The 19,775-nt window shown below is 43.3% G+C and carries 21 protein-coding genes; 8 read left to right on the plus strand and 13 right to left on the minus strand.

Annotation, left to right across the window (positions count from 1 at the left end; all coding sequences use genetic code 11):
• Positions 1 to 23: 23 nt before the first annotated feature.
• Positions 24 to 1,451: an amino acid permease gene (locus V6D42_RS13930; RefSeq protein ID WP_079287628.1), complete on the plus strand. Its 1,428-nt coding sequence runs from the start codon at positions 24 to 26 to the stop codon at positions 1,449 to 1,451.
• Positions 1,452 to 1,493: 42 nt separating this feature from the next.
• On the opposite strand, the gene V6D42_RS13935 is transcribed toward V6D42_RS13930, so the two are convergent.
• From V6D42_RS13935 to deoR, 4 genes are all read right to left on the minus strand, one after another.
• Positions 1,494 to 2,795: a pyrimidine-nucleoside phosphorylase gene (locus tag V6D42_RS13935; protein WP_010332494.1), complete on the minus strand. Its 1,302-nt coding sequence runs from the start codon at positions 2,793 to 2,795 to the stop codon at positions 1,494 to 1,496.
• A 28-nt stretch (positions 2,796 to 2,823) separates the two neighbouring features.
• Complete coding sequence (gene nupC / locus V6D42_RS13940) at positions 2,824 to 4,005, minus strand: nucleoside permease NupC (RefSeq protein WP_010332495.1); 1,182 nt, start codon at positions 4,003 to 4,005, stop codon at positions 2,824 to 2,826.
• A gap of 92 nt (positions 4,006 to 4,097) precedes the next feature.
• Complete coding sequence (deoC, locus tag V6D42_RS13945) at positions 4,098 to 4,769, minus strand: deoxyribose-phosphate aldolase (protein ID WP_059353261.1); 672 nt, start codon at positions 4,767 to 4,769, stop codon at positions 4,098 to 4,100.
• A 105-nt stretch (positions 4,770 to 4,874) separates the two neighbouring features.
• Positions 4,875 to 5,816 carry a DNA-binding transcriptional repressor DeoR gene (gene deoR, locus V6D42_RS13950; protein WP_333513602.1) on the minus strand — a complete coding sequence of 314 codons (942 nt, stop codon included), beginning with the start codon at positions 5,814 to 5,816 and terminating at the stop codon, positions 4,875 to 4,877.
• Positions 5,817 to 6,170: 354 nt separating this feature from the next.
• Between deoR and V6D42_RS13955 the strand changes: the two genes are divergently transcribed.
• The 7 genes from V6D42_RS13955 to V6D42_RS13985 all read left to right on the plus strand — a co-directional run bounded on the left by V6D42_RS13955 (position 6,171) and on the right by V6D42_RS13985 (position 10,962).
• Positions 6,171 to 6,746, plus strand: coding sequence for a hypothetical protein (locus tag V6D42_RS13955; protein WP_333513603.1), 576 nt, complete (start codon positions 6,171 to 6,173; stop codon positions 6,744 to 6,746).
• Positions 6,747 to 6,758: 12 nt separating this feature from the next.
• Entirely contained in the window at positions 6,759 to 7,190 is a 432-nt protein-coding gene (locus V6D42_RS13960) for a hypothetical protein (protein WP_333513604.1), read from the plus strand.
• A gap of 139 nt (positions 7,191 to 7,329) precedes the next feature.
• Positions 7,330 to 8,136 (plus strand): hypothetical protein, encoded by an 807-nt coding sequence (locus tag V6D42_RS13965; RefSeq protein WP_130573051.1) that lies wholly within the window; start codon positions 7,330 to 7,332, stop codon positions 8,134 to 8,136.
• Complete coding sequence (locus tag V6D42_RS13970) at positions 8,123 to 8,935, plus strand: hypothetical protein (RefSeq protein ID WP_333513605.1); 813 nt, start codon at positions 8,123 to 8,125, stop codon at positions 8,933 to 8,935. The genes V6D42_RS13965 and V6D42_RS13970 overlap by 14 nt, the downstream gene beginning before the upstream one ends.
• Before the next feature lie 19 nt (positions 8,936 to 8,954).
• On the plus strand, positions 8,955 to 9,617 hold the full coding sequence (locus V6D42_RS13975) for an ATP-binding cassette domain-containing protein (RefSeq protein WP_333513606.1): 663 nt from the start codon (positions 8,955 to 8,957) through the stop codon (positions 9,615 to 9,617).
• Entirely contained in the window at positions 9,614 to 10,114 is a 501-nt protein-coding gene (locus V6D42_RS13980; RefSeq protein WP_333513607.1) for a hypothetical protein, read from the plus strand. The genes V6D42_RS13975 and V6D42_RS13980 overlap by 4 nt, the downstream gene beginning before the upstream one ends.
• Positions 10,115 to 10,134: 20 nt before the next feature.
• Positions 10,135 to 10,962 carry a hypothetical protein gene (locus V6D42_RS13985; protein ID WP_333513608.1) on the plus strand — a complete coding sequence of 276 codons (828 nt, stop codon included), beginning with the start codon at positions 10,135 to 10,137 and terminating at the stop codon, positions 10,960 to 10,962.
• Between the two features lie 57 nt (positions 10,963 to 11,019).
• On the opposite strand, the gene V6D42_RS13990 is transcribed toward V6D42_RS13985, so the two are convergent.
• The 9 genes from V6D42_RS13990 to V6D42_RS14030 all read right to left on the minus strand — a co-directional run bounded on the left by V6D42_RS13990 (position 11,020) and on the right by V6D42_RS14030 (position 19,719).
• Entirely contained in the window at positions 11,020 to 11,850 is an 831-nt protein-coding gene (locus V6D42_RS13990) for a DUF1206 domain-containing protein (RefSeq protein WP_333513609.1), read from the minus strand.
• A gap of 69 nt (positions 11,851 to 11,919) precedes the next feature.
• A complete protein-coding gene (gene eutH, locus V6D42_RS13995) occupies positions 11,920 to 13,032 on the minus strand; it encodes an ethanolamine utilization protein EutH (protein WP_333513610.1) in 1,113 nt (370 codons plus the stop codon).
• A gap of 72 nt (positions 13,033 to 13,104) precedes the next feature.
• A complete protein-coding gene (locus V6D42_RS14000) occupies positions 13,105 to 14,451 on the minus strand; it encodes an MmgE/PrpD family protein (protein ID WP_333513611.1) in 1,347 nt (448 codons plus the stop codon).
• Complete coding sequence (locus tag V6D42_RS14005) at positions 14,448 to 15,590, minus strand: M20 peptidase aminoacylase family protein (protein WP_326218659.1); 1,143 nt, start codon at positions 15,588 to 15,590, stop codon at positions 14,448 to 14,450. The genes V6D42_RS14000 and V6D42_RS14005 overlap by 4 nt, the downstream gene beginning before the upstream one ends.
• Before the next feature lie 15 nt (positions 15,591 to 15,605).
• On the minus strand, positions 15,606 to 16,355 hold the full coding sequence (locus tag V6D42_RS14010; RefSeq protein ID WP_268444898.1) for an amino acid ABC transporter ATP-binding protein: 750 nt from the start codon (positions 16,353 to 16,355) through the stop codon (positions 15,606 to 15,608).
• A 12-nt stretch (positions 16,356 to 16,367) separates the two neighbouring features.
• Positions 16,368 to 17,042, minus strand: a complete 675-nt coding sequence (locus tag V6D42_RS14015) for an amino acid ABC transporter permease (RefSeq protein WP_010332503.1) — start codon at positions 17,040 to 17,042, stop codon at positions 16,368 to 16,370.
• 22 nt (positions 17,043 to 17,064) lie between these two features.
• A complete protein-coding gene (locus V6D42_RS14020; RefSeq protein WP_333513612.1) occupies positions 17,065 to 17,859 on the minus strand; it encodes an amino acid ABC transporter substrate-binding protein in 795 nt (264 codons plus the stop codon).
• 23 nt (positions 17,860 to 17,882) lie between these two features.
• A complete protein-coding gene (locus V6D42_RS14025; RefSeq protein ID WP_168749196.1) occupies positions 17,883 to 18,380 on the minus strand; it encodes a GNAT family N-acetyltransferase in 498 nt (165 codons plus the stop codon).
• A gap of 13 nt (positions 18,381 to 18,393) precedes the next feature.
• On the minus strand, positions 18,394 to 19,719 hold the full coding sequence (locus V6D42_RS14030) for an LLM class flavin-dependent oxidoreductase (protein ID WP_333513613.1): 1,326 nt from the start codon (positions 19,717 to 19,719) through the stop codon (positions 18,394 to 18,396).
• Between the last annotated feature and the right edge of the window lie 56 nt (positions 19,720 to 19,775).

Genomic DNA, 19,775 nt, shown 5'->3' on the forward strand with positions numbered 1-19,775 from the left:
GCAGCTAAAAGGAGGACGAGACGGTGGGTCTTCAGGAGAAAAGCGGCCATCAGCTGAAACGGACAATGAAAAGCAGGCACTTATTTATGATCTCATTGGGAGGCGTCATAGGAACAGGACTTTTCCTCAGTACGGGCTATACGCTAAGCCAAGCCGGGCCCGGTGGGACGATACTCGCTTATTTAATTGGCGGATTGATGATGTACCTCGTTATGCAATGTCTCGGTGAATTGTCAGTCGCCATGCCGGTGACCGGTTCCTTTCAAAAATACGCTACAACATTCATCGGGCCATCTACCGGTTTTATGGTCGGCATCATGTACTGGGTGAATTGGGTGGTGACGGTAGGTTCTGAGTTTACCGCATCCGGTATTCTCATGCAGCGCTGGTTTCCTGACAGCAGCGTATGGATGTGGAGCGCGATTTTTGCAGCTCTCCTTTTCGTATGCAACGCATTTTCAGTCAAATTATTTGCGGAAACCGAATTTTGGTTCTCGAGCGTGAAGATTGTCACCATCATTTTATTTATCATTTTAGGAGGCGCCGCCATGTTTGGCTTGATCTCTTTAAACGGGACGGCTGATGCCCCTATGTTTTCAAATTTCACCGGTCATGGAGGATTGTTTCCAAACGGCTTCCTCGCCGTATTTATCGCCATGATATCTGTGAGTTTTGCCTTTTCCGGAACAGAATTAATCGGTGTCACAGCAGGAGAATCCGCAAATCCTCAAAAGGATATTCCGCGCTCCATCCGTAATGTCGCATGGAGGACAGTCATTTTTTTCATTGGTGCCATCTTCGTATTATCCGGACTGATTTCATGGAAAGAAGCAGGAGTAATTGAAAGCCCCTTTGTAGCAGTGTTTGCAGAGATCGGAATCCCTTACGCCGCAGATATTATGAATTTTGTTATATTAACAGCCTTGCTGTCCGTGGCCAATTCTGGCCTATATGCCTCAACTCGTATGCTGTGGTCGTTAGCAAATGAAAACATGATCAGCTCTCGTTTTAAAAAAGTCACATCTAAAGGCATTCCACTAAATGCCTTAATCATCAGTATGGCTGTATCTTGTTTATCTCTCGTATCCAGTATTGTGGCACCTGGAACTGTATATGTGGTGATGGTAGCGATTGCTGGATTTGCAGGGGTTGTGGTCTGGATGAGCATTGCGCTGTCTCAACTCTTGTTTCGAAAGAGATTTCTTAAAAAAGGGGGGAATGTAAAAGATCTGACATTTCGCACACCGCTTTATCCTCTTATGCCTATAGCAGCTCTTTTATTATGTTCAGCTTCTTGTATCGGCCTGGCTTTTGATCCTAATCAAAGAATCGCTCTCTTCTGCGGAATTCCTTGTATCATCCTATGCTATCTCATCTACTATTTCAGAAAAAATCTTACGAAAGCAAAAAAAGTCGAACATGAGGATTATCAGGTTGATCATATTCTGTAATCAAAACAGCACACCCCACTCAGGATGGGATGTGCTTTATTTTTATTCCGTAATTAATGTATGAATCAGCTTCGGCGCCTTCGCTTCCGCTGCGATGCGGATGTTGTCATAGACTTTCGCGATGACTTCATCGACGTTTTCGCGGTTGGCGTAAAGCGTCACGAGTGGTTCGCCTTTTTCTACCTTGTCGCCGACCTTTTTGCGGAGCATGATGCCGACGGCTAAATCAATTTCGTCTTCTTTTGTGGCGCGTCCGGCTCCTAACAGCATGGCAGCAACGCCGATTTCGTCCGCGACGATTTCGGAGACCACACCCGCTTCTTTTGCTGGCACATCAATGTGATAAGCCGCTTGCGGAAGCTTAGACGGATCGTCAACAATCGAGCTGTCACCGCCCTGGTTTTTCAAGAAATCTTTGAACTTCTCAAGCGCTTTGCCGTTTTTCATGACCTCTTCAAGTTTTGCTCTTGCTTCGTCTAATGTACCTGCTTTTTTCGCAAGCACGACCATTTGACTGCCGAGTGTTAAGACTAGCTCGTGCAGGTCTTCAGGACCTTCGCCTTTGAGCGTGTCTATCGCTTCTTTCACTTCAAGCGCATTTCCGATCGCAAAGCCGAGCGGCTGGGACATGTCAGAGATGACAGCCATCGTTTGGCGGCCGACTTTGTTGCCGATTCGTACCATTGCTTTCGCGAGTTCAGCCGCATCTTCCTCTGTTTTCATGAAGGCGCCTGCTCCCGTTTTCACGTCAAGCACGATCGCATCTGCTCCGGCAGCGATTTTTTTGCTCATAATGGAGCTAGCGATAAGCGGGATGGAATTTACCGTACCCGTTACATCACGCAGGGCGTACAGTTTTTTATCCGCCGGCGTTAAGTTGCCGCTTTGGCCAATGACGGCAACCTTGTCGCGGTTCACAAGCTTAATAAATTCGTCCTTAGACAGTTCCACGTGAAACCCGTCGATCGCCTCTAATTTATCAATTGTTCCGCCCGTATGCCCGAGACCGCGGCCGGACATTTTGGCAACCGGCACATCAAGAGCCGCGACAAGCGGTGCAAGCACGAGTGTTGTCGTGTCGCCGACGCCGCCAGTTGAATGTTTATCCACTTTAATTCCCTCGATGGCAGAAAGATCAATCGTTTCACCGGAGTTCACCATAGCCATTGTTAAGTCCGCCCGTTCACGATCACTCATATCCTGAAAATAAATCGCCATGGCAAGCGCGCTTGCCTGATAATCAGGAATGCTGCCGTCCGTATAGCCGTTTACGAAAAACTGGATTTCTTCTGTGGTGAGTTCTTTTCCGTTTTGTTTTTTGATGATAATATCTACCATTCTCATTTTAGTCACCGATCCTTTTCGATTATGTTCAGTAAATCAGACCTACAACTGCCGCTGTTAAAAAGCTGACAAGCGTAGCACCGTATAATAATTTCAGACCGAAACGAGCAACGACGTTTCCTTGTTTTTCATTCAGACCCTTTACAGCACCGGCAATGATCCCGATGGAAGAGAAGTTCGCGAACGAAACGAGGAATACTGATACAATCGCTGTTGTGCGGCCGCTGAAGTGAAAACCGTTTTGCGAAAGAGACGTCATGGCGACAAATTCGTTTGATACCATTTTTGTTGCCATAATGCTTCCGGCGTTAACAGCTTCATTCCATGGAATACCGACAAGAAAAGCGAATGGAGCAAACACATATCCAAGCAGGTCTTGGAAGGAAATACCGAGTACAGCGTTAAAGATACCATTGATCAAAGCAATAATCGCGACAAATCCAATCAGCATTGCTGCGACAACAACCGCTACTTTGAAACCATCTAAGATGTATTCTCCGAGCACTTCGAAGAAGGATTGTTTTTCTTCATTTTCTACACGGAGCATATCCTCATCTTTTGCGACCTCGTAAGGATTAATGATAGAGGCAATGATAAAACCGCCAAATAAGTTCAATACAAGAGCCGTTACGACGTATTCAGGCTTTAGCATCGTCATGTAAGCGCCGACGATTGACATGGATACGGTTGACATCGCAGAAGCGCAAAGCGTGTACAAACGCTGCTGTGACAGTAAACCGAGTTCTTTCTTTAAGGAGATAAATACTTCTGATTGCCCTAAAATGGCAGATGCGACAGCATTATATGACTCAAGTCTTCCCATTCCGTTTACCTTGCTGAGGGCAAGGCCGATGTATTTAATAATAAACGGGAGGATCTTCCATTTTTGCAGAATTCCGATGAGTGCAGAAATAAATACAATCGGCAAGAGAACGTTCATAAAGAATGTCGATTGATCTGCATTCACCAAACCGCCAAACACAAAGTTGATTCCTTCTGCCGCATAGCCAAGCAGGTAGCTGAATCCTTGTGCAAATCCTCCTACGAGAAAATTCCCGATCCCCGTATTAAGGAGAATATAACCGAGAATAAACTGCAAAATGAGCATGACAATAATTGGGCGGACCTTAATTCTTTTTTTGCCGCTGCTCGCGATCCACGCAAGGCCTAAAAACACGATTAAACCGATAATCCCGATCAAATACTTCATATGTGTTTCTCCTTTATTTGTATTCGCTTACATTATTATTTCCCCGGAAAGAAAAGCAGGGCACGGAAAGCAATTTGCCTTCCGTCTGCTTCTTAATAATTGTCTCCGCCGGCACCGTTCTCTCCTTTTACAATGGAAACGCCTGCACTTGCGCCAATGCGGCTTGCACCTGCTTCGATCATCGTGTCTACATCTTCTTTCGTTCTGATACCCCCGGATGCTTTTACGCCGATATCAGGACCTACTGTTTTGCGCATTAAAGCGATATCTTCCTTCGTTGCGCCGCCTGTTGAAAAACCTGTTGAGGTTTTCACGAAATCCGCGCCCGCAGAAACTGCTAAACGGCATGCACGCTCTTTTTCTTCATCTGTCAGCAGGCATGTTTCAATAATAACTTTGACAAGTGCTTTTCCGGCTGCAGCTTCCACCACACCGCGAATATCCGCTTCCACCACGTCATCTTCTTTATCTTTCAAAGCGGCGATGTTAATGACCATGTCCACTTCAGTGGCGCCTTTTGAAATCGCATCCTTCGTTTCGAACGCTTTTGTTTCTGTTGTATTGGCGCCGAGCGGGAAGCCGATGACTGTACATACGTCAACTCCTGTTCCCTCAAGCTCTTTCGCAGCCAGCTGCACCCATGTCGGGTTTACACATACAGAAGCGAATTTGTATGTTTTCGCTTCTTCTATTAATTTCAGAATATCCGCTTTTTGTGTATGCGGTTTCAAAGCTGTATGATCAATTTTATTGGCTAATGTCATCCTTCGCACACTTCCTTTTTTGTTAAGATATTTTTTAGCATAACCGACTTTTGAACATATGTAAATTGGTAATTGAAATTTTGTTCAGCGAACGGTCTGAAGGTGTCACAAATCATTAACAAGTGCCCTTGCGGTATGCTGGTCAATGATTAACACGTTAGCATATTTTCCTGTTAACGCACCGTGGATGGAGGGCACTTTTCGGCTTCCGCCGGCCACTAATATAGAGCGTTCCTTCAGCCTCAGATCTTCAAGCTCGACGCCTATGGTCCGGTCATTGATGGCGGTGCTGCAAATATTCCCTTCCTCGTCAAAGAACCGCGAACAGATATCTCCAACAGCCTGATGTTTCAGCAATGCTTTCTCTTCTTCGTTAAAATAGCCGAGCCGGAATAACAGCGCCTCGTCCCGGACGGTACCAACTGTAAAGAGAGCGATATTGGCCTGCTTGCCCATCTCGATAATCCGTGCGATATGGCGATCCTTCTCTACCATTCGCTTTACATCGGCGTTATCAAAAACGACGGGAAGCGGGAGATAGCGCGGCATCGTTTGAAAAGCCTCTGCGAACAGCTGAATCGTTTCAGCCGAATAGGTGTTTACCCGGGAATGGCTGATGCCGCCTTTCAGTTGGACGACCTCTACACCCTTTATTTGCTTTGGCTCCATGTTTTGCGCGATCTGATACATCGTGGTTCCCCAGCTGACGCCGACGATGTCGCCGTCTTTTACCGTTTCATGCATATATTGTGCACCGTAACGGCTCAAGTCATGTGTGATTGCTGCATAGTCCGGTGTCGGAGAAAACACAACGTGTGCTTCGAGAAGACCGTATTTCTCTTCCAGCATCGAACCCAGCGCATCTAAATCTTCAAAAGGGTCCATCACGCGAATTTGGACAAATCCTTTTTCTTTTGCGTATTGCAGCAATCGGGAAACGGTCGGCCTAGAAATACTGAGATGCTCTGCGATTTGCTGCTGACTGTAGTCAGACTGATAATAAAGCCTTGCCGCTTCTATGCTTAATTGTTGTTTTTCCCGATCCATTCCGCACCTCCCTTGGATTACATACAACGTATTAATTGTTTATATTTCCAATCACTTAAATCTGTTATACGAGCTGCTTAGATCATTAAACTTTCCCGCGTATTTAATTTAACTTTATTTTCATATACAGCATACTATGAAGTTTTCCATTCTCCAATATATAAATTACTCTTCCAACACCCAAATCATATTAAAAGCAGGCGAAAAAATAGAAAAAACTTTTGAAATCAGAAAAATACATTTTTATATATAACATTACAAATTTATTCAATTAAATAGAAAAATATAGTTGACTTCCCAGTTTAATATAGTTATATTGAATTAGCACATTTAATAAAAGGAAGGGTTTTGTATTTGAAAAAAGCATCTCTCATATTACTATCTATAGTATCTTTGTACTTATTATCAGCATGTAATAATGACAAAATAAAAATGGTAACAGATGAAATTTCCGAACCAATAATTGTTATTACAGATACAGATAAAAATTCAAAAAATGAAGATAATACGTTTTGGTTGGATTCTGGATCAAAACATATTTATTTCAAAGAAATATTTTGGTCATCAGACATTGATGGTGGACCATTTTATAAAAAACAAATCGCTTCTAATGATGTTGATAGTAAGCAAGTTTTAAAAGATAAAAAGACTGACACAGCTCCCCTTCCTAAACATTATAAAATTTCTATGGTTACAGATTTAAAACATCCTACCCCAGCATATATTTTGGGCAAAATAAATAGTGCTGGTGGAAAAGAAATTACATGGAAACAGGAATATAAGGAGCCTGATAGTGATAGTGATTATTTAATTGAGCTGCCATCTTTTAAAGGCAGTACCGCTACTATCTCTCTAAGGTTTATTTGGATGAATGAAAACCAAGAATGCTACGGTGTGGCGGACAAGGTTTTTAATATAAAAAAAATTTAGGAGTGAATACATTTGAAAAAGAAATTGTTTGTATTGATGCTAGTGCTGGGGATCAGCATTACATCACTTGGTGCAATTAAGGTTTTTGCAATACACCCACCCGATGCTAACTATAAAGATACTTCATTTCATTTTGGATTTTTAAAGGGTAATCCATATGATGAAACAAAACAACGTGATAAGTATAGACCAACCTATGTTTATCAAAAAGTGGAAGATGTTAATATTTCCTATAAATCTTGGGTGAAAGCGAAAGGAAAGGATGCCTCAAAAGGACACATCTACACTGTTAAATCAAAAGGCGTAGTTCTCATGACTAACTGGGCAGTTGAAGACCATAAAGGCTGGTGGGCTGACTATGTACCAACTTCTATTGCAGCTAAAAAGGATGGGAAGGGTCATTCAAACGGCGTTTGGAGTCCTGATTATGATAAAAACTCTTAATAACATAGAATAATCATTTATATTATTTAGTTTAAGGAACATTTAAGTTCATTAGTGACTCCTTAGCTAGTAATATATTATTTAGGTGCTGACTACGCTCAGTGCCTATTTATATTTATACTTTAAATGGAGGGATTATATGGGGGCATTAATTTTACATCGTCTTCTACATAGAAAATCATTTTATATATCGCTATTAGTTGGATTATTTTGTGCAATTGCCTATTTTTATTCTGATGAACTTTTCTTAACTGAATCACTTGAAAAAGATGGGGGAGTTGCATTCACTCCTTATACAAAATGGATGGGTATAGGAGGATTTTCAGATTATCCCGCATTGTTTTTATTTTTGTTACCCATATTGGCCACTCTGCCATTGGCAGATTTATTTGCCAGTGATCATCGTACAGGTTTCACGGCATTTTTATTTTCAAGAAAGAAAGCTAGTTCTTATTTTAAACATTTATTAAGTATAAATTTTGCGGCAGGCTTTTTTGCCGGAGCAATTCCTTTATGTATTAATCTTTATCTATCTTTTATGAAACTTCCTAATATCCCGCCTGACCGAGTAATCAATAATGAAATGCCATTAGTCACAGGATATACATTTTTTCCGAATTTATACTACTCCCATCCGTTGCTGCATATTTTTTTCTATATCATACTGACTGGTTTATTTGCAGGCATCTGGGCTACTCTAGCCTTAAGTGTAGGTATGTTTTTTAAAAACACCTTCGTTGTGGTGTTGTCTTCATTTGCTTTTGAATTCATTCTTAATACTATTTTTTCAACGATAGGGCAGGATAGTTTTCAAGCGTCTAGTTTCTTACAACAACAAGCCTCTAATGGCGCAAGCTTTTCAGGCATGTGTTTTCAATTAATAGGAATGGCTGTTCTTAGTATTATACTTTATGTTATAGGAGTTCGAAGGTATGTTCATAGTTAGAGAGTGGAAAAGCCTTATAGCAGATCTGTGCGCCGATAAATGGAAGTTGTTGGGATGGTTTTGCTTACTGATCCTCACAATTCTTTCTTTAATTAAGAGTGCACGGCTTGAAGACGTAAAAGGCACGATTAGCATTGCTGATGCAATGGATCAATTTTTTTCGGTTTACACATTTGTTTTTCCTGTTATCCCACTTTTACTTTTGTTCATTGCAATTGGTCTTTTGCCTTTCTTTTCTCTATTTCGAGTTATTCGCTATAAATCAAGGGCAGAACTTTTTTTGGCTTTTGTCGGTCGAATTTTTGGGATCTCTTCTTGCTTTACATTTGTTTTTTTATTATTTGGTTTTATTATAAGCGTAATTTGGTGCGGAGGGTTTGTTCATAACTGGGATACAACTAATGGAACGCCCTATTTATTATATGGGGAACAATTGCAGGTTACTATATTTTCTCCTATATGGATGATATTTCGTTATATCACAACAGCCTTTTTAGTTTTCTCTTTTTTTATAACCTGTACCAGTGCATTTTATTTAATCTTTTCAAAATATATTTATAGTTTTATATCAATAATATGTCTCCTTATGATGGATAGAATGTCGAATACATTTTTTAACATATCGATTTTACATGATTATCTCTCTTTAGAATTAACTCAATGGCTAGTACCAGGATCTTTCGAAATTACAGTGTTTTTATATTTAGGGGGGACGATTCTGTTTCTATGTGGGATATATATTGGAATGATAACAAAAGATTTCTCTAACGGAACCATTGATATAAACAAACGAAAATAAAAAGTTTGGAGTGAAAAAAGTGTCAGAAACCTATTTAAAAGCAGAAGGTGTAACCAAATTATTCAAGAAAAATAAAGTGTTAGATAATATATCTTTATCGTTGGAAAAAGGGAAAATATACGGTTTTCAAGGGAGAAATGGATCCGGCAAAACAATGCTTCTCCGTATACTCTCTGGATTAATGAAGCCCACTGAAGGGCAAATTTGGATTAATGGGACTAACATAACAAAACAGGGCAATTTTCCAGATGATATTGGTGTACTTATAGAATATCCAGGTTTCGTATCTAATTACACAGGTTTTAAAAATTTAAAATTACTATCAATGATACGATCTAAAATTAACGATACCGATATTAGAAAAGCTATTACAAGTGTCGGACTTGACCCTGATGATAAAAAAAAGTATAAGAAGTATTCTTTAGGGATGAAACAACGATTAGGCATTGCACAAGCTATAATGGAGAACCAGCAGTTAATTATGCTAGATGAGCCTACAAATGCTTTAGATAGAGAAGCCGTTCATCTAGTTGAAAAGCTCTTTTTCGATTTAAAAGCTGAAGGTAAAACTATTCTAATTGCAAGTCATGATTATGAAACGCTTAAAACTGTTTCTGATAAAATTTTCGATATTGATGGGGGTCGTATTGTTAATGAATCCGAAAGGAATGTAAACTCATGACAAAAAGAAATTTCATTTTAATATTTATGTGCTTTCTGGTTCTAGCCATAGCCTTTAGTATTTTTCAATATACGTCAGTAAATAAGCCTTATAGAGGATATAAATTGAACATCATCAATTCAAAAACTGAATCCACAATTAATGCATTGGGTTTAACACAAACCTTTGGTCAAGCCAAAACTGAAACTATCAAAGATGAAATGTTAAATGAAGTTACGAATTATATTATTCCTTTTACATTTAAAAATAGTACAGGCAAAACAGTCGATCTTCACCCAGAGTTTTATCGTTTAATGCATGAAGAAGATATGACTCAAAGTATTGACTTTATTGACGATAAGACCAAAAAAAGATTTTTAAGTATACCACCTAACACCATAATACATGGGAAAGTAATATTTACATACAACGACAACCATGTTGTGAAACCTTTACAACTAAATATAAATGATCGAAAAGGTAGGGTTATTAATTTATTTAAGATTCCAGTCTTTTAGTAAATACAGGAAGGAGAAATATGAGAGACTTTTATTTATTATTCAAAAGAGATTTATTCACAGGTTATAACCATATAAAGTTTAATTTCTTTTTTTTGATCATTTTAAATCTATTCTTTTTATTTTATCCAATCATCCTAATTAAATCTTATGATAATGGCTTGCATTATTCCTTTTTAGATACATTAATTCTTGGAATTGGCGGAGTTCCCATTGAACTTGTAAAAGAGAAATCTTTTTCGTTTCCTTTTATATGGCTTTTTATGCAATTCAATATGGTGCTGTTAGTAAATACATGGGCAAGAAACGATGTAATAGATTCAGGTTCCTTTATAAGGATTAGAGTGCGTAAAAAGTGGAAACTCATCCTCAGTAAGTTCTGTATTATTTTTATTAGTACATTCATTTTTTGTGCTGTTGTATTTATATTACTCTTTTTTTTATGCGAAATATTTAAAATAGATGCTATCAATTACACAGAGTATACTATACACACACTTAGCTTTACCGAGAGTACCTTTACTTACAAACAATTGCTCGTATTTATTATCTTTTCAACTTTTTTAGGAATGCTTTCAGTTGTTTTCTTTTTCACTGCACTCTCTTATATTATTAAACCTATCTATTCACTCTTAACTGCAGCCACATGGCTTGTTTTATCTATTTTCAATGATAATATTTTTCTTATTGGAAATCTTAGTATGATTCTTAGATCCCTTAATACTTTTTCACATAACTCTATTATTATTACAATATCACTCCAAATATCGTTTATTTTAATTACAATTATTTTAACTATACTCATTATGAATAAAAAGGAAATTATTCATTCTAGCGTTAACGATTAAGTATAACAATAAATAATCATTGATTTTAAAAAAGCTCTGTCATTTCTCGTTCAGAGCTTATTTTTCCCACTTCATATATTGATAAATACCTTTCATGATGGCGTATATTCCATATAACACAAGCCCGCACGCCAAGAAGATCAGAATCAGTCTGCCATGCGGCTGCTGCGCGAGTTCAGCGAGCGCCCCGTCAAAGCCTCTTGTGTCGTCCGGATCAGAAGTAAGAGCGGTTTTTATGAGAAAGAAGCCGATGGCTGAGAAAATAATAGCACGGGCGATGTTGCCTGCGCGTCCTGTGTTTTTTGCAATACATATCATTTCTTTGCTCATTTTGGACGTATCGAATTCTTTCATAAAAGAAGCACGGATACCTTTTATGAATTGAACCACTGCAAATAGGATAAAGCCCGCTCCTGTGAGTCCCGTCAGCCACTGCCCAAACGGCTGCGCCAATATATAAGCAGACCACGTCTGTTCTGATGTGCTGCCGCTCCCTTGATCAAAGACAAACCGAAGGGCATTCCACGCAATTGATGCGTATACGGCGGCACTGAACAAATTTCCCGTTCTTCGTGACAGGCCCCTTCTTCCTGTGCCGTGGCCCTCTGTATCCTTAACCGCACTCAACACCATCCATATAACATACCCGATGAGTCCGACTCCGATGAAGAAAAGCAAAATCGACCCAAACGGCATGCGTGATAAGGTTTGAAGTGCTCCGCTTGAATCCTTTGCCCCGCTTCCAGACCCGGCAGCCGTCATCAACGCCAGAATGCCGAGCAAGATAAAAACACCGCCGAATGTAAAATAACCAAGCCTTCCGAACCGCTTTATCCAAGGCTTGGATTCCTGTTTTATTTTAGAGATGCACTGGTCCTTCGCATCCATGTGCCCAACCCTCTTTCCGGAATCGTTACTGTATCATTTCCCTAATGAGGAGAGTTGAAACAGCCTTCCTCAGTTTTGTTCAAGAGAGTTTTTTCTTTGCTGCCCGGCTGAATAGGCGGGCGTGGCCCACGCAGCTACCGCGACAGCTGTGATACCGCCAGCTAATTTCCCGATGATCATGGCTGCTGCCATATCTTTTTTCATTCCCGCCACAAAGCCGAGGTGGCTGCCGAGCACAAAGGCGGCGCTGACCGCAAACGCGACATTGATAACCTTTCCTCTTGGCGTCATGTCTTTTAAGGTGGCGAGCATTGGGATATGGTGTGCCAAAGAAGCAACCATTCCCGCTGTCGCTGCCTGATCTAGGTGTAATACCCTGCCCAAAGTATGGAGCGGTTTACCAAAAGTTTTTGTGATAAAAGCTGTCAGCGGAAAAGCGCCCGCTAATACAACCGCGATGGTGCCTACGGTTTGTATGCCTGTTTCAATCTTTTCGAGGCCTGGTATTAGTAAAATGCCTGTCAGCGTTTCAATCGAAACAGCAACAAGCCCAATGATCGCAACAATACTGACAGCCTTCCCAAAAACGTGAAATACGCGGATTGTTTTGTCGGTGTAGCGCCATAATCCAAAAGCGATAACCGCAGAAAAAAGAATGGGAATCAGAATGTTTTTCAGGATCAATCCCATCTCAAATCCCGCAGCTACTCCGCCTACAAAGCATCCGATCGGCACAGTGCACAGTCCAATTAAAATGCCTTTTGCAAAATACGGGTGATCCTGTTTTTCAATCATGCCAAGAGCAACAGGAATGGTGAACACGATTGTCGGCCCCATCATCGTCCCCAGAAATACCCATGAAAACACGCCAGCGTCCGGATCTTTCGCCATTTCTGCTGCCAGCGCATAGCCTCCCATATCAATGGCCAGAATGGTGTTGGCAAAGGAGGATGGATCTGCGCCAATGGCGGCATAGACCGGGGACACGACGGGAATCAGTATTCCCGCAAGCACTGGCGCCAGCGACACAATCCCGACCATTGACAGCGCAAGCGGCCCCATGGCCTTAAAGCCTTCCGCAAACCGCTCGCCAAGCCCCCACCTGTTTCCCAAGCAATAATCAGCTGCTCCCAATAATAAAAAGATGGCCAGAATACATACAACCGCATCATTTACCGTCATGGCCTTTCTCCTTTTTCAAACGTAAGATTTGGCTTTATCATATCATCTGAAGAAGGGGATGGGAGGCGAATTCTAATCTAAATGCGATAAAAATTCTTTCATGTCAGCGCGCTCAATGGCTCCTATGATTTGCGCTACTTTTTGCACATCACTTGACAGCGCTGATTTCAATTTTTCTTTTACGTCTTCTTCAGACAGACCGTTTCCAGGAGCTCCCTTTGGGCAGTCCACCCGCGCTTCACATATGCGGCCATCTGATAAAAATGCACGAACAATGGTGAAACGGCCCTTTGGAACCGCTTGAGAGGCTGGCTGAATGCGATTGTCATACACACGCTGAATATGACGCATTGCGGCGTGCATGTGATTTGGTACCGGGTTGCTGTTGAAATGTTCAGCAATCAGCTTCTGTCCGTGCAGGGCGAGGGCAATGACATATTCAACGCTAAAGCGGCCTTCCTCTCCTGTGTTTGGTGATCTTGCCGTTAATGCAGCATCTCCGCCAGGCGGAAAGACGACTTCAATCCGTTCTGTATTGTCAGCAGAAATGGCTTCCTGAGAGATAAGCTGGCGAATGGCATCTGCCGCGTGGTGTGCCGCGGAGCAGAATGGATAGATTTTAAACCATAGGCCTGGCTTCACGATTCTCCATGGTTCCCCCCAATGGCTTAACAGCGTGGTTTGGGCCTTGTCTACATCACCGTATAGGCCGAAGAAACCTTTTTCTCCATCCAATGCCGTACGAGTGCCTCCAACATCAGATTGGGCCAGCTTAACAGCAAGCAAGCCTGATTGAGCTGCCAGCCCTGCGTGCAGCGGTTTCATTTCTGTACCGAATTGCACCCTCATTCCGGCAGACTGCGTTGCGGCAAAACCGATTGCTTTTTCCAGTTCTTCTTGAGTGAGTTCCTCCGCGTACCCTACAGCACAGGCGGCAGCTATGGCTCCGAGCGTTCCCGTATTGTGCCAGCCTTTTTCATAGTGCAGGCTGCCAATTGACTCTCCAAGCCTTGCCATCACTTCCACACCGACAATATAAGCGCCAAGAAGCCGCTCGTCACTTTCGCGAGCGGCAGCTGAAGCAATGAGTGCCGGCAAAATCACTGCACTTGGATGTCCCCTTACATCGGAATGGACATCATCGAAATCCAGAGCATGGGCGATAAATCCATTGAGCAGCGCAGATTGTAATGGCGCTGCCTTTTTCCCTTGCCCGATAACAGGGACAAGGGGCGTGCCGCCTTCCTCTTCGATCAGGTGCAAAAGCTTTTGAATGCCTTTTTCTTCTCTTCCTGCGAATGATGCGGCTGTAAAATCAAGCAATCCCTTTTTGGCTTCACGCATCGCGTCAATGGCGTCCTCAGGTTGTGATAATCTTACGGCCTCAGCAAGACCTGCTGTCAGTTCTGTTCGGATCATTTGATTGACTCCAGTACAAGTACAGCCAGCTCAGCAAAGTAGCTGGATGCAACTTGCAGTGCGTCTTCATCCAATGTAAACGCCGGATGATGCCACTCTTCTGTGCCGTTTGTTCCCATCCAGACAAAGAGGCCAGGAATTTTTTCTTGATAAAGAGCGAAGTCTTCTCCGCCTGGGGATTGCTCCGCTTGCACCGTTTGATAGCCAAGCCGTGCCGCAGCTTTGGATGCCGCGTTTAAAAATGTGCCGTCATTCTGAACGGACGGCAAATAAGGAAACCACCGGAATTCGGCCTGTGCCCCGTAGCCCGCGGCGATTCCTTCAGCCACTCGTTTCATATGCTCTGGAACGGCCTTTCTCGCTTCTTTTTGGAAGGTGCGAACGGTGCCTTCCATCTCAGCCTGGTCCGGAATCACGTTCCATGAACTGCCTGCCTGTAATTTTGTGATGCTGACAACCGCGTTTTGCAATGAGCTGATATTGCGGCTGACCACAGATTGCAGGCCGCTGATAATTTGTCCTGCTGCAGCGATTGGATCAACACTGTTATTTGGGATGCCGGCATGTCCGCCTTTCCCTTTCACAACAATCTCAAACCGGTCAACGCTTGCCATGAGCGGACCTTCCTTTATCCCAATGGTGCCGACAGGCAAATCAGGCTTATTGTGCATGCCAAAAATGGCGGAAACATCATCAAGCACGCCAGCTTCTATGACCTTTCTTGCTCCTGCGGCGATTTCTTCCGCAGGCTGAAAGATAAAGCGGACCGTGCCTTTCAGCTTGTCTCTTCTTTTATTCAACAAAATAGCCGTGCCGATGATGGAAGCGGTATGAAAGTCATGCCCGCACGCATGCATCGTGCCGTCTATCTTAGAGGCAAACGGCAGATTCGTTTGTTCTTGGATTGGGAGCGCATCAATATCCGCTCGTATCGCAATAACGGGGCCGTCTTCCTGCCCTTTGATTTCGGCAATCACGCCAGTCTCTAATTGAGGAACGTCAACAATATCTATATGTTCTTCTTCAAGCCAGCGGCGGATTTTTTTTGTCGTTTCAAACTCTTGAAATGACAGTTCAGGGTGTGCATGAAGGTCACGCCGCATATTGATTAAACGTGTATGAAACGTTTCTTCGGCCATTCTTCTTCTTCCCTTCTATATAAGCTCTGCAGGCTCTCCCACCTGCTTGATAAATCGTTTTGTCCGTTCATTTTTCGGATGGTCAAACAGTTCTTCGGGCGTTCCCTGCTCGATAATATGGCCGTCCGCCATAAAAATCACTTTATCTGCAACCTCTCTTGCAAATGCCATTTCGTGCGTGACGATGATCATTGTTGTTTGTTTTTCAGCAATCGATTTGATGACTTGAAGCACACCCGCCACAAGCTCCGGGTCAAGCGCCGAAGTCGGTTCATCCAGCAAAATTGCATGCGGATTGACCGCTAGTGCCCGCGCGATGCCGATTCGCTGCTGCTGGCCGCCGGACATTGTGATCGGGTAGCTGTCCGCTTTATGCTCTAAACCGACCTGCTTCAGAATCTCCATCCCAATGCGGTTCGCTTCATCGCGTGATTTTCTTTGAACCGTAAGTAAAGCCTCCGTAATGTTTTGCAGGGCGGTTTTATTTTTGAACAGATTGTAATTTTGGAAGACCATGGCCGTTTGCTGACGGAGCTGGTATGCTTCCTTGCGTGTAAACTTTTCCGCGTTCAGCTTGGCTTCTCCAATTTCAATGATGCCTTGATTGGGACGCTCCAGTAGATTCAAGCACCGAAGAAGCGTTGATTTTCCGGAACCGGACGGACCGATGATCGCCACCACTTCTCCGCGTTTTACTTCAAGGTCGATTCCGTCCAGCACGACCAGATCTTTAAACGCTTTGCGAATATTCTTTACTTTTATCAACTGATTTCACCTCTAAGTCCGGTATGGCTTGCTCATGGCGCGTTCAAACAAGTCCTGCAGGATGCTGTATATGATTGTAAGGACCCAGTAGACAATCGCAACCGCCAAATAGGTTTCAAAATACTTCAGATTTCCCGATGCATACATCTTACCTTGCGCAAACATCTCCATGACACCCAAAGTAAATGCCAATGAGGTTTCTTTTAGGAGGCCGATAAATGTATTACCCGTTGCCGGTATCGCATTTCTGACTGCCTGCGGAAGGATAATTCGTCTGTAGGCCTGAAGCTTCGTCATACCGACAGACAGGCACGCCTCCAGCTGACCTTCATCAACAGAGTTAAGGGCAGCACGGAAGATTTCTGCCAAATAGGCGGCGTTTTTTAAACTTAAACCGATAATGGCAGCTGTGAGAGCTGTCATCTTGCTCATCTCCGGAAACAGCTGCGGCAGCCCGTAATAAATTAAGAACAGCTGCACAAGTGTCGGCACGCCCCGGAAGAATGAGATATACAGCTTTGACAGCTGATGAAGCACTGGAATTTTATTCTTTGTAATGAGTGCGAGAATAAGTCCGCCGATAATCGCAAAAACCATGGCTGCTACAGCCATAAACAATGTAATCGGAAGGGCCTGAATTAAAGTCGGGAATGCTGAGATCATGAATTCCCAATCAATCGTATTCATTCTTGTGGTTCACCGCCGTTTCTTAATGCTTCTGTTCTACTGTAATATCTTCGTTAAAATATTTTTCTGAAAGCTTTTTAAGCGTTCCGTCTTTGCGCAGGTCATCGAGCGCTTTATTGACTTTTTTACGGGTCTTGTCGTGCGCGTCATCCTTGGCAAATGGGAATGCGACTTGTTCGTACACAATCGGATCTCCGGCAAGCTTCAATGGCAAGCCTGTTTTCTTAATTTGCGCGATCAGCACACTTCGGCTGTTTACGTAAGCGTCCACACGTCCGTATGCGACATCCTTCAGCGTGCCTTCCTGTGTCTCGTATGTTTTGATATTTATTTTTTTGTCAGGATCTTTGCTTTCAAGATTTTTCGCGTGATTAGAACCTAATACAGCAGCTACTGTCTTTCCTTTTAAATCGTCTGCTGATTTGATGTCATTGTTGTCTTTTTTGACGACAATCTGTGTTCCTGCATAAGAGTACGGTACTGTGAAGTTGTACATGTCCTTTCGTTCATCTGTCACCGCTACCTGATTGGAAATGGTGTCAAGCTTGCCTGTTTGAAGCTCTCCCATCAGACCGCTGAATTCGAGCAGCTTCCAGTCCAGTTTCATGTCGATTTTCTTTGCAACAGCTTCCATTACTTCTACATCAAAACCTGTCAGCTTTCCGTCTTCTTTATAAGCGAACGGGTAGCTCTGTCCGGTCGCACCTACATGAAGTACGTTGTCATCCTCTTTACTGCTGCTGTTCCCATTGCCGCAAGCTGATAGCACGGCTAATAACGCAGCAACTACCAGCACAGTCCATTTTTTCATTTTCATTTGATTTTCCCGCCTTTTATCTTTTATAGGTCATGTCGCAGTTGTTTTTTCATATAGACTGTCATATGTCCTTTGCCCAGATCCTGCTGGCCTGCTCGGACATATCCTTTTCTTTCATACATCTCAATCAGCCACGGGTGCTTATCCGCTGTTCCAAGCGATACAAACGGAACCTTTAACGTATCACGCAGGATTGTCTGCTCCAGCCATTGAAGCAGTTTTGTCCCGACTCCCTTTTGCCCGGTTTCAGGATCAACAGCGAACCACCAGATATGAGGAACGCCATACGGTCCAGGCTGCTGTCCCCAAGGCATTCTTAAGGAGATGGTCGCAATGATCCGCCCGTCTTCTTCCATGACGTAACAGGCGTTTTTTCGGATATTGTTTAAGACCAGATCCAGATCCGCTTGGGCCGCGGCAAAACGAATGCCGAGCTTTCGAATCGGTTCATAGGCGCGCCTTGTCAGCTCGAGAAGCTGTTCGGCATCACGTTCAGTTGCCAGGCGATATTGCGTCTTCATCGAGCGTTCCTCCTTACCTCGCATAACGGTTTACCGGTTTTTCTAAACCGAAATGCTCTCTCAATGTTGTGCCTTCATATTCTTTTCTGAACACGCCGCGCTCCTGTAAAATCGGAACCACTTTGTCAACGAACAGTTCAATTCCTTCCGGAAGAAGCGGGGGCATGATATTAAATCCGTCACAAGCTTTATGATCCACCCATTCCTGCATCTTGTCGGCAAGCTGTTCCGGCGTTCCGACAAAAATGTGATGGCCTCTGGAGCCTGCAACGTATTTGTAAAGCTCACGTATCGTCATATTGTCCCGTTCAGCCATTTCCTGAACAAGCTTAAATCGGCTCTTCACCGCGTTGGAAGCATCCGCGTCAAGCTTTGGCAGCGGCCCGTCAAGCGGATAAGCAGACAAATCAATTCCGCCTAAATAATTCTGAAGGATTTGCAGGCCGACAGATGGAATGATTAAATCCTGAAGCTCTTGATATTTATCCCGCGCCTCTTCCTCAGTGTCCGCGATGACCGGAAAAATGCCCGGCATGATCGCGATTTTTTCAGGATCGCGGCCAAACTCGGCTGCCTGCTTTTTAATTGATTCATAAAATTCCTGTGCTGATTCCAAATGGTTTTGTGCCGTGAAAATCACTTCAGCCGTTTTGGCAGCCAGCGCTTTCCCGTCCCCTGATGAACCCGCCTGAATCATGACAGGCTGGCCCTGCGGTGACCTTGAAACGTTCAGAGGCCCGCGGACTGAGAAATACTCTCCTTTGTGGTTGAGCTCGTGCATTTTTTCTTTATGAAAGAATTCACCTGTTTCTTTATTGCGGATAAAGGCGTCCTCTTCCCATGAATCCCAGAGTCCCTTTACGACCTCGACAAATTCCTCTGCCCGCTGATAGCGCAAGTGGTGTTCGAGATGCTTTTCCCCGCTGAAATTCAGTGCCGTTGACTCAATGGATGAGGTCACGACATTCCATCCAGCACGGCCGTTGGACAGGTGATCCAGTGACGCGAATTGTCTGGCAATGTGAAACGGCTCGCTATAAGTAGTGGAAGCTGTCGCAGTCAGTCCAATGCTTGATGTCACCTGCGCCAAAGCTGAGAGCAAAGTAAATGGCTCAAACCTTGTTAACACATTTGGATGCGATTTGCTGTCAATTGACAGGCTGTCTGCTAAAAACAGCATATCCAGCTTGCCCCGCTCTGCTGTTCTCGCCAGCTCTTTAAAATAATCCAAGTTCATGCTCGCATCCGCAGGCGCGTCCGGATGCCGCCAAGACGCAACATGATGTCCGGTCCCCGCAAGAAAAACTCCTAATTTGATTTGCTTCTTTTTGCTTGTCATGACGTTACTGCTCCTTTTATCATGTTTTAGGCTGAAAAGTCCGAAAAATAAACTCC

Source organism: Bacillus sp. 0909A (assembly GCF_036765115.1).
Lineage (GTDB): Bacteria > Bacillota > Bacilli > Bacillales > Bacillaceae > Bacillus > Bacillus mojavensis.

Bases quoted from the DNA above. Each gene is read 5' to 3' on its own strand.
- V6D42_RS13935 (WP_010332494.1), bottom strand. From the start codon at position 2,795: ATGAGAATGGTAGATATTATCATCAAAAAACAAAACGGAAAAGAACTC.
- nupC (WP_010332495.1), bottom strand. From the start codon at position 4,005: ATGAAGTATTTGATCGGGATTATCGGTTTAATCGTGTTTTTAGGCCTT.
- deoC (WP_059353261.1), bottom strand. From the start codon at position 4,769: ATGACATTAGCCAATAAAATTGATCATACAGCTTTGAAACCGCATACA.
- deoR (WP_333513602.1), bottom strand. From the start codon at position 5,816: ATGGATCGGGAAAAACAACAATTAAGCATAGAAGCGGCAAGGCTTTAT.
- V6D42_RS13965 (WP_130573051.1), top strand. From the start codon at position 7,330: ATGGGGGCATTAATTTTACATCGTCTTCTACATAGAAAATCATTTTAT.
- V6D42_RS13970 (WP_333513605.1), top strand. From the start codon at position 8,123: ATGTTCATAGTTAGAGAGTGGAAAAGCCTTATAGCAGATCTGTGCGCC.
- V6D42_RS13980 (WP_333513607.1), top strand. From the start codon at position 9,614: ATGACAAAAAGAAATTTCATTTTAATATTTATGTGCTTTCTGGTTCTA.
- V6D42_RS13985 (WP_333513608.1), top strand. From the start codon at position 10,135: ATGAGAGACTTTTATTTATTATTCAAAAGAGATTTATTCACAGGTTAT.
- V6D42_RS13990 (WP_333513609.1), bottom strand. From the start codon at position 11,850: ATGGATGCGAAGGACCAGTGCATCTCTAAAATAAAACAGGAATCCAAG.
- eutH (WP_333513610.1), bottom strand. From the start codon at position 13,032: ATGACGGTAAATGATGCGGTTGTATGTATTCTGGCCATCTTTTTATTA.
- V6D42_RS14000 (WP_333513611.1), bottom strand. From the start codon at position 14,451: ATGATCCGAACAGAACTGACAGCAGGTCTTGCTGAGGCCGTAAGATTA.
- V6D42_RS14005 (WP_326218659.1), bottom strand. From the start codon at position 15,590: ATGGCCGAAGAAACGTTTCATACACGTTTAATCAATATGCGGCGTGAC.
- V6D42_RS14015 (WP_010332503.1), bottom strand. From the start codon at position 17,042: ATGAATACGATTGATTGGGAATTCATGATCTCAGCATTCCCGACTTTA.
- V6D42_RS14020 (WP_333513612.1), bottom strand. From the start codon at position 17,859: ATGAAAATGAAAAAATGGACTGTGCTGGTAGTTGCTGCGTTATTAGCC.
- V6D42_RS14025 (WP_168749196.1), bottom strand. From the start codon at position 18,380: ATGAAGACGCAATATCGCCTGGCAACTGAACGTGATGCCGAACAGCTT.
- V6D42_RS14030 (WP_333513613.1), bottom strand. From the start codon at position 19,719: ATGACAAGCAAAAAGAAGCAAATCAAATTAGGAGTTTTTCTTGCGGGG.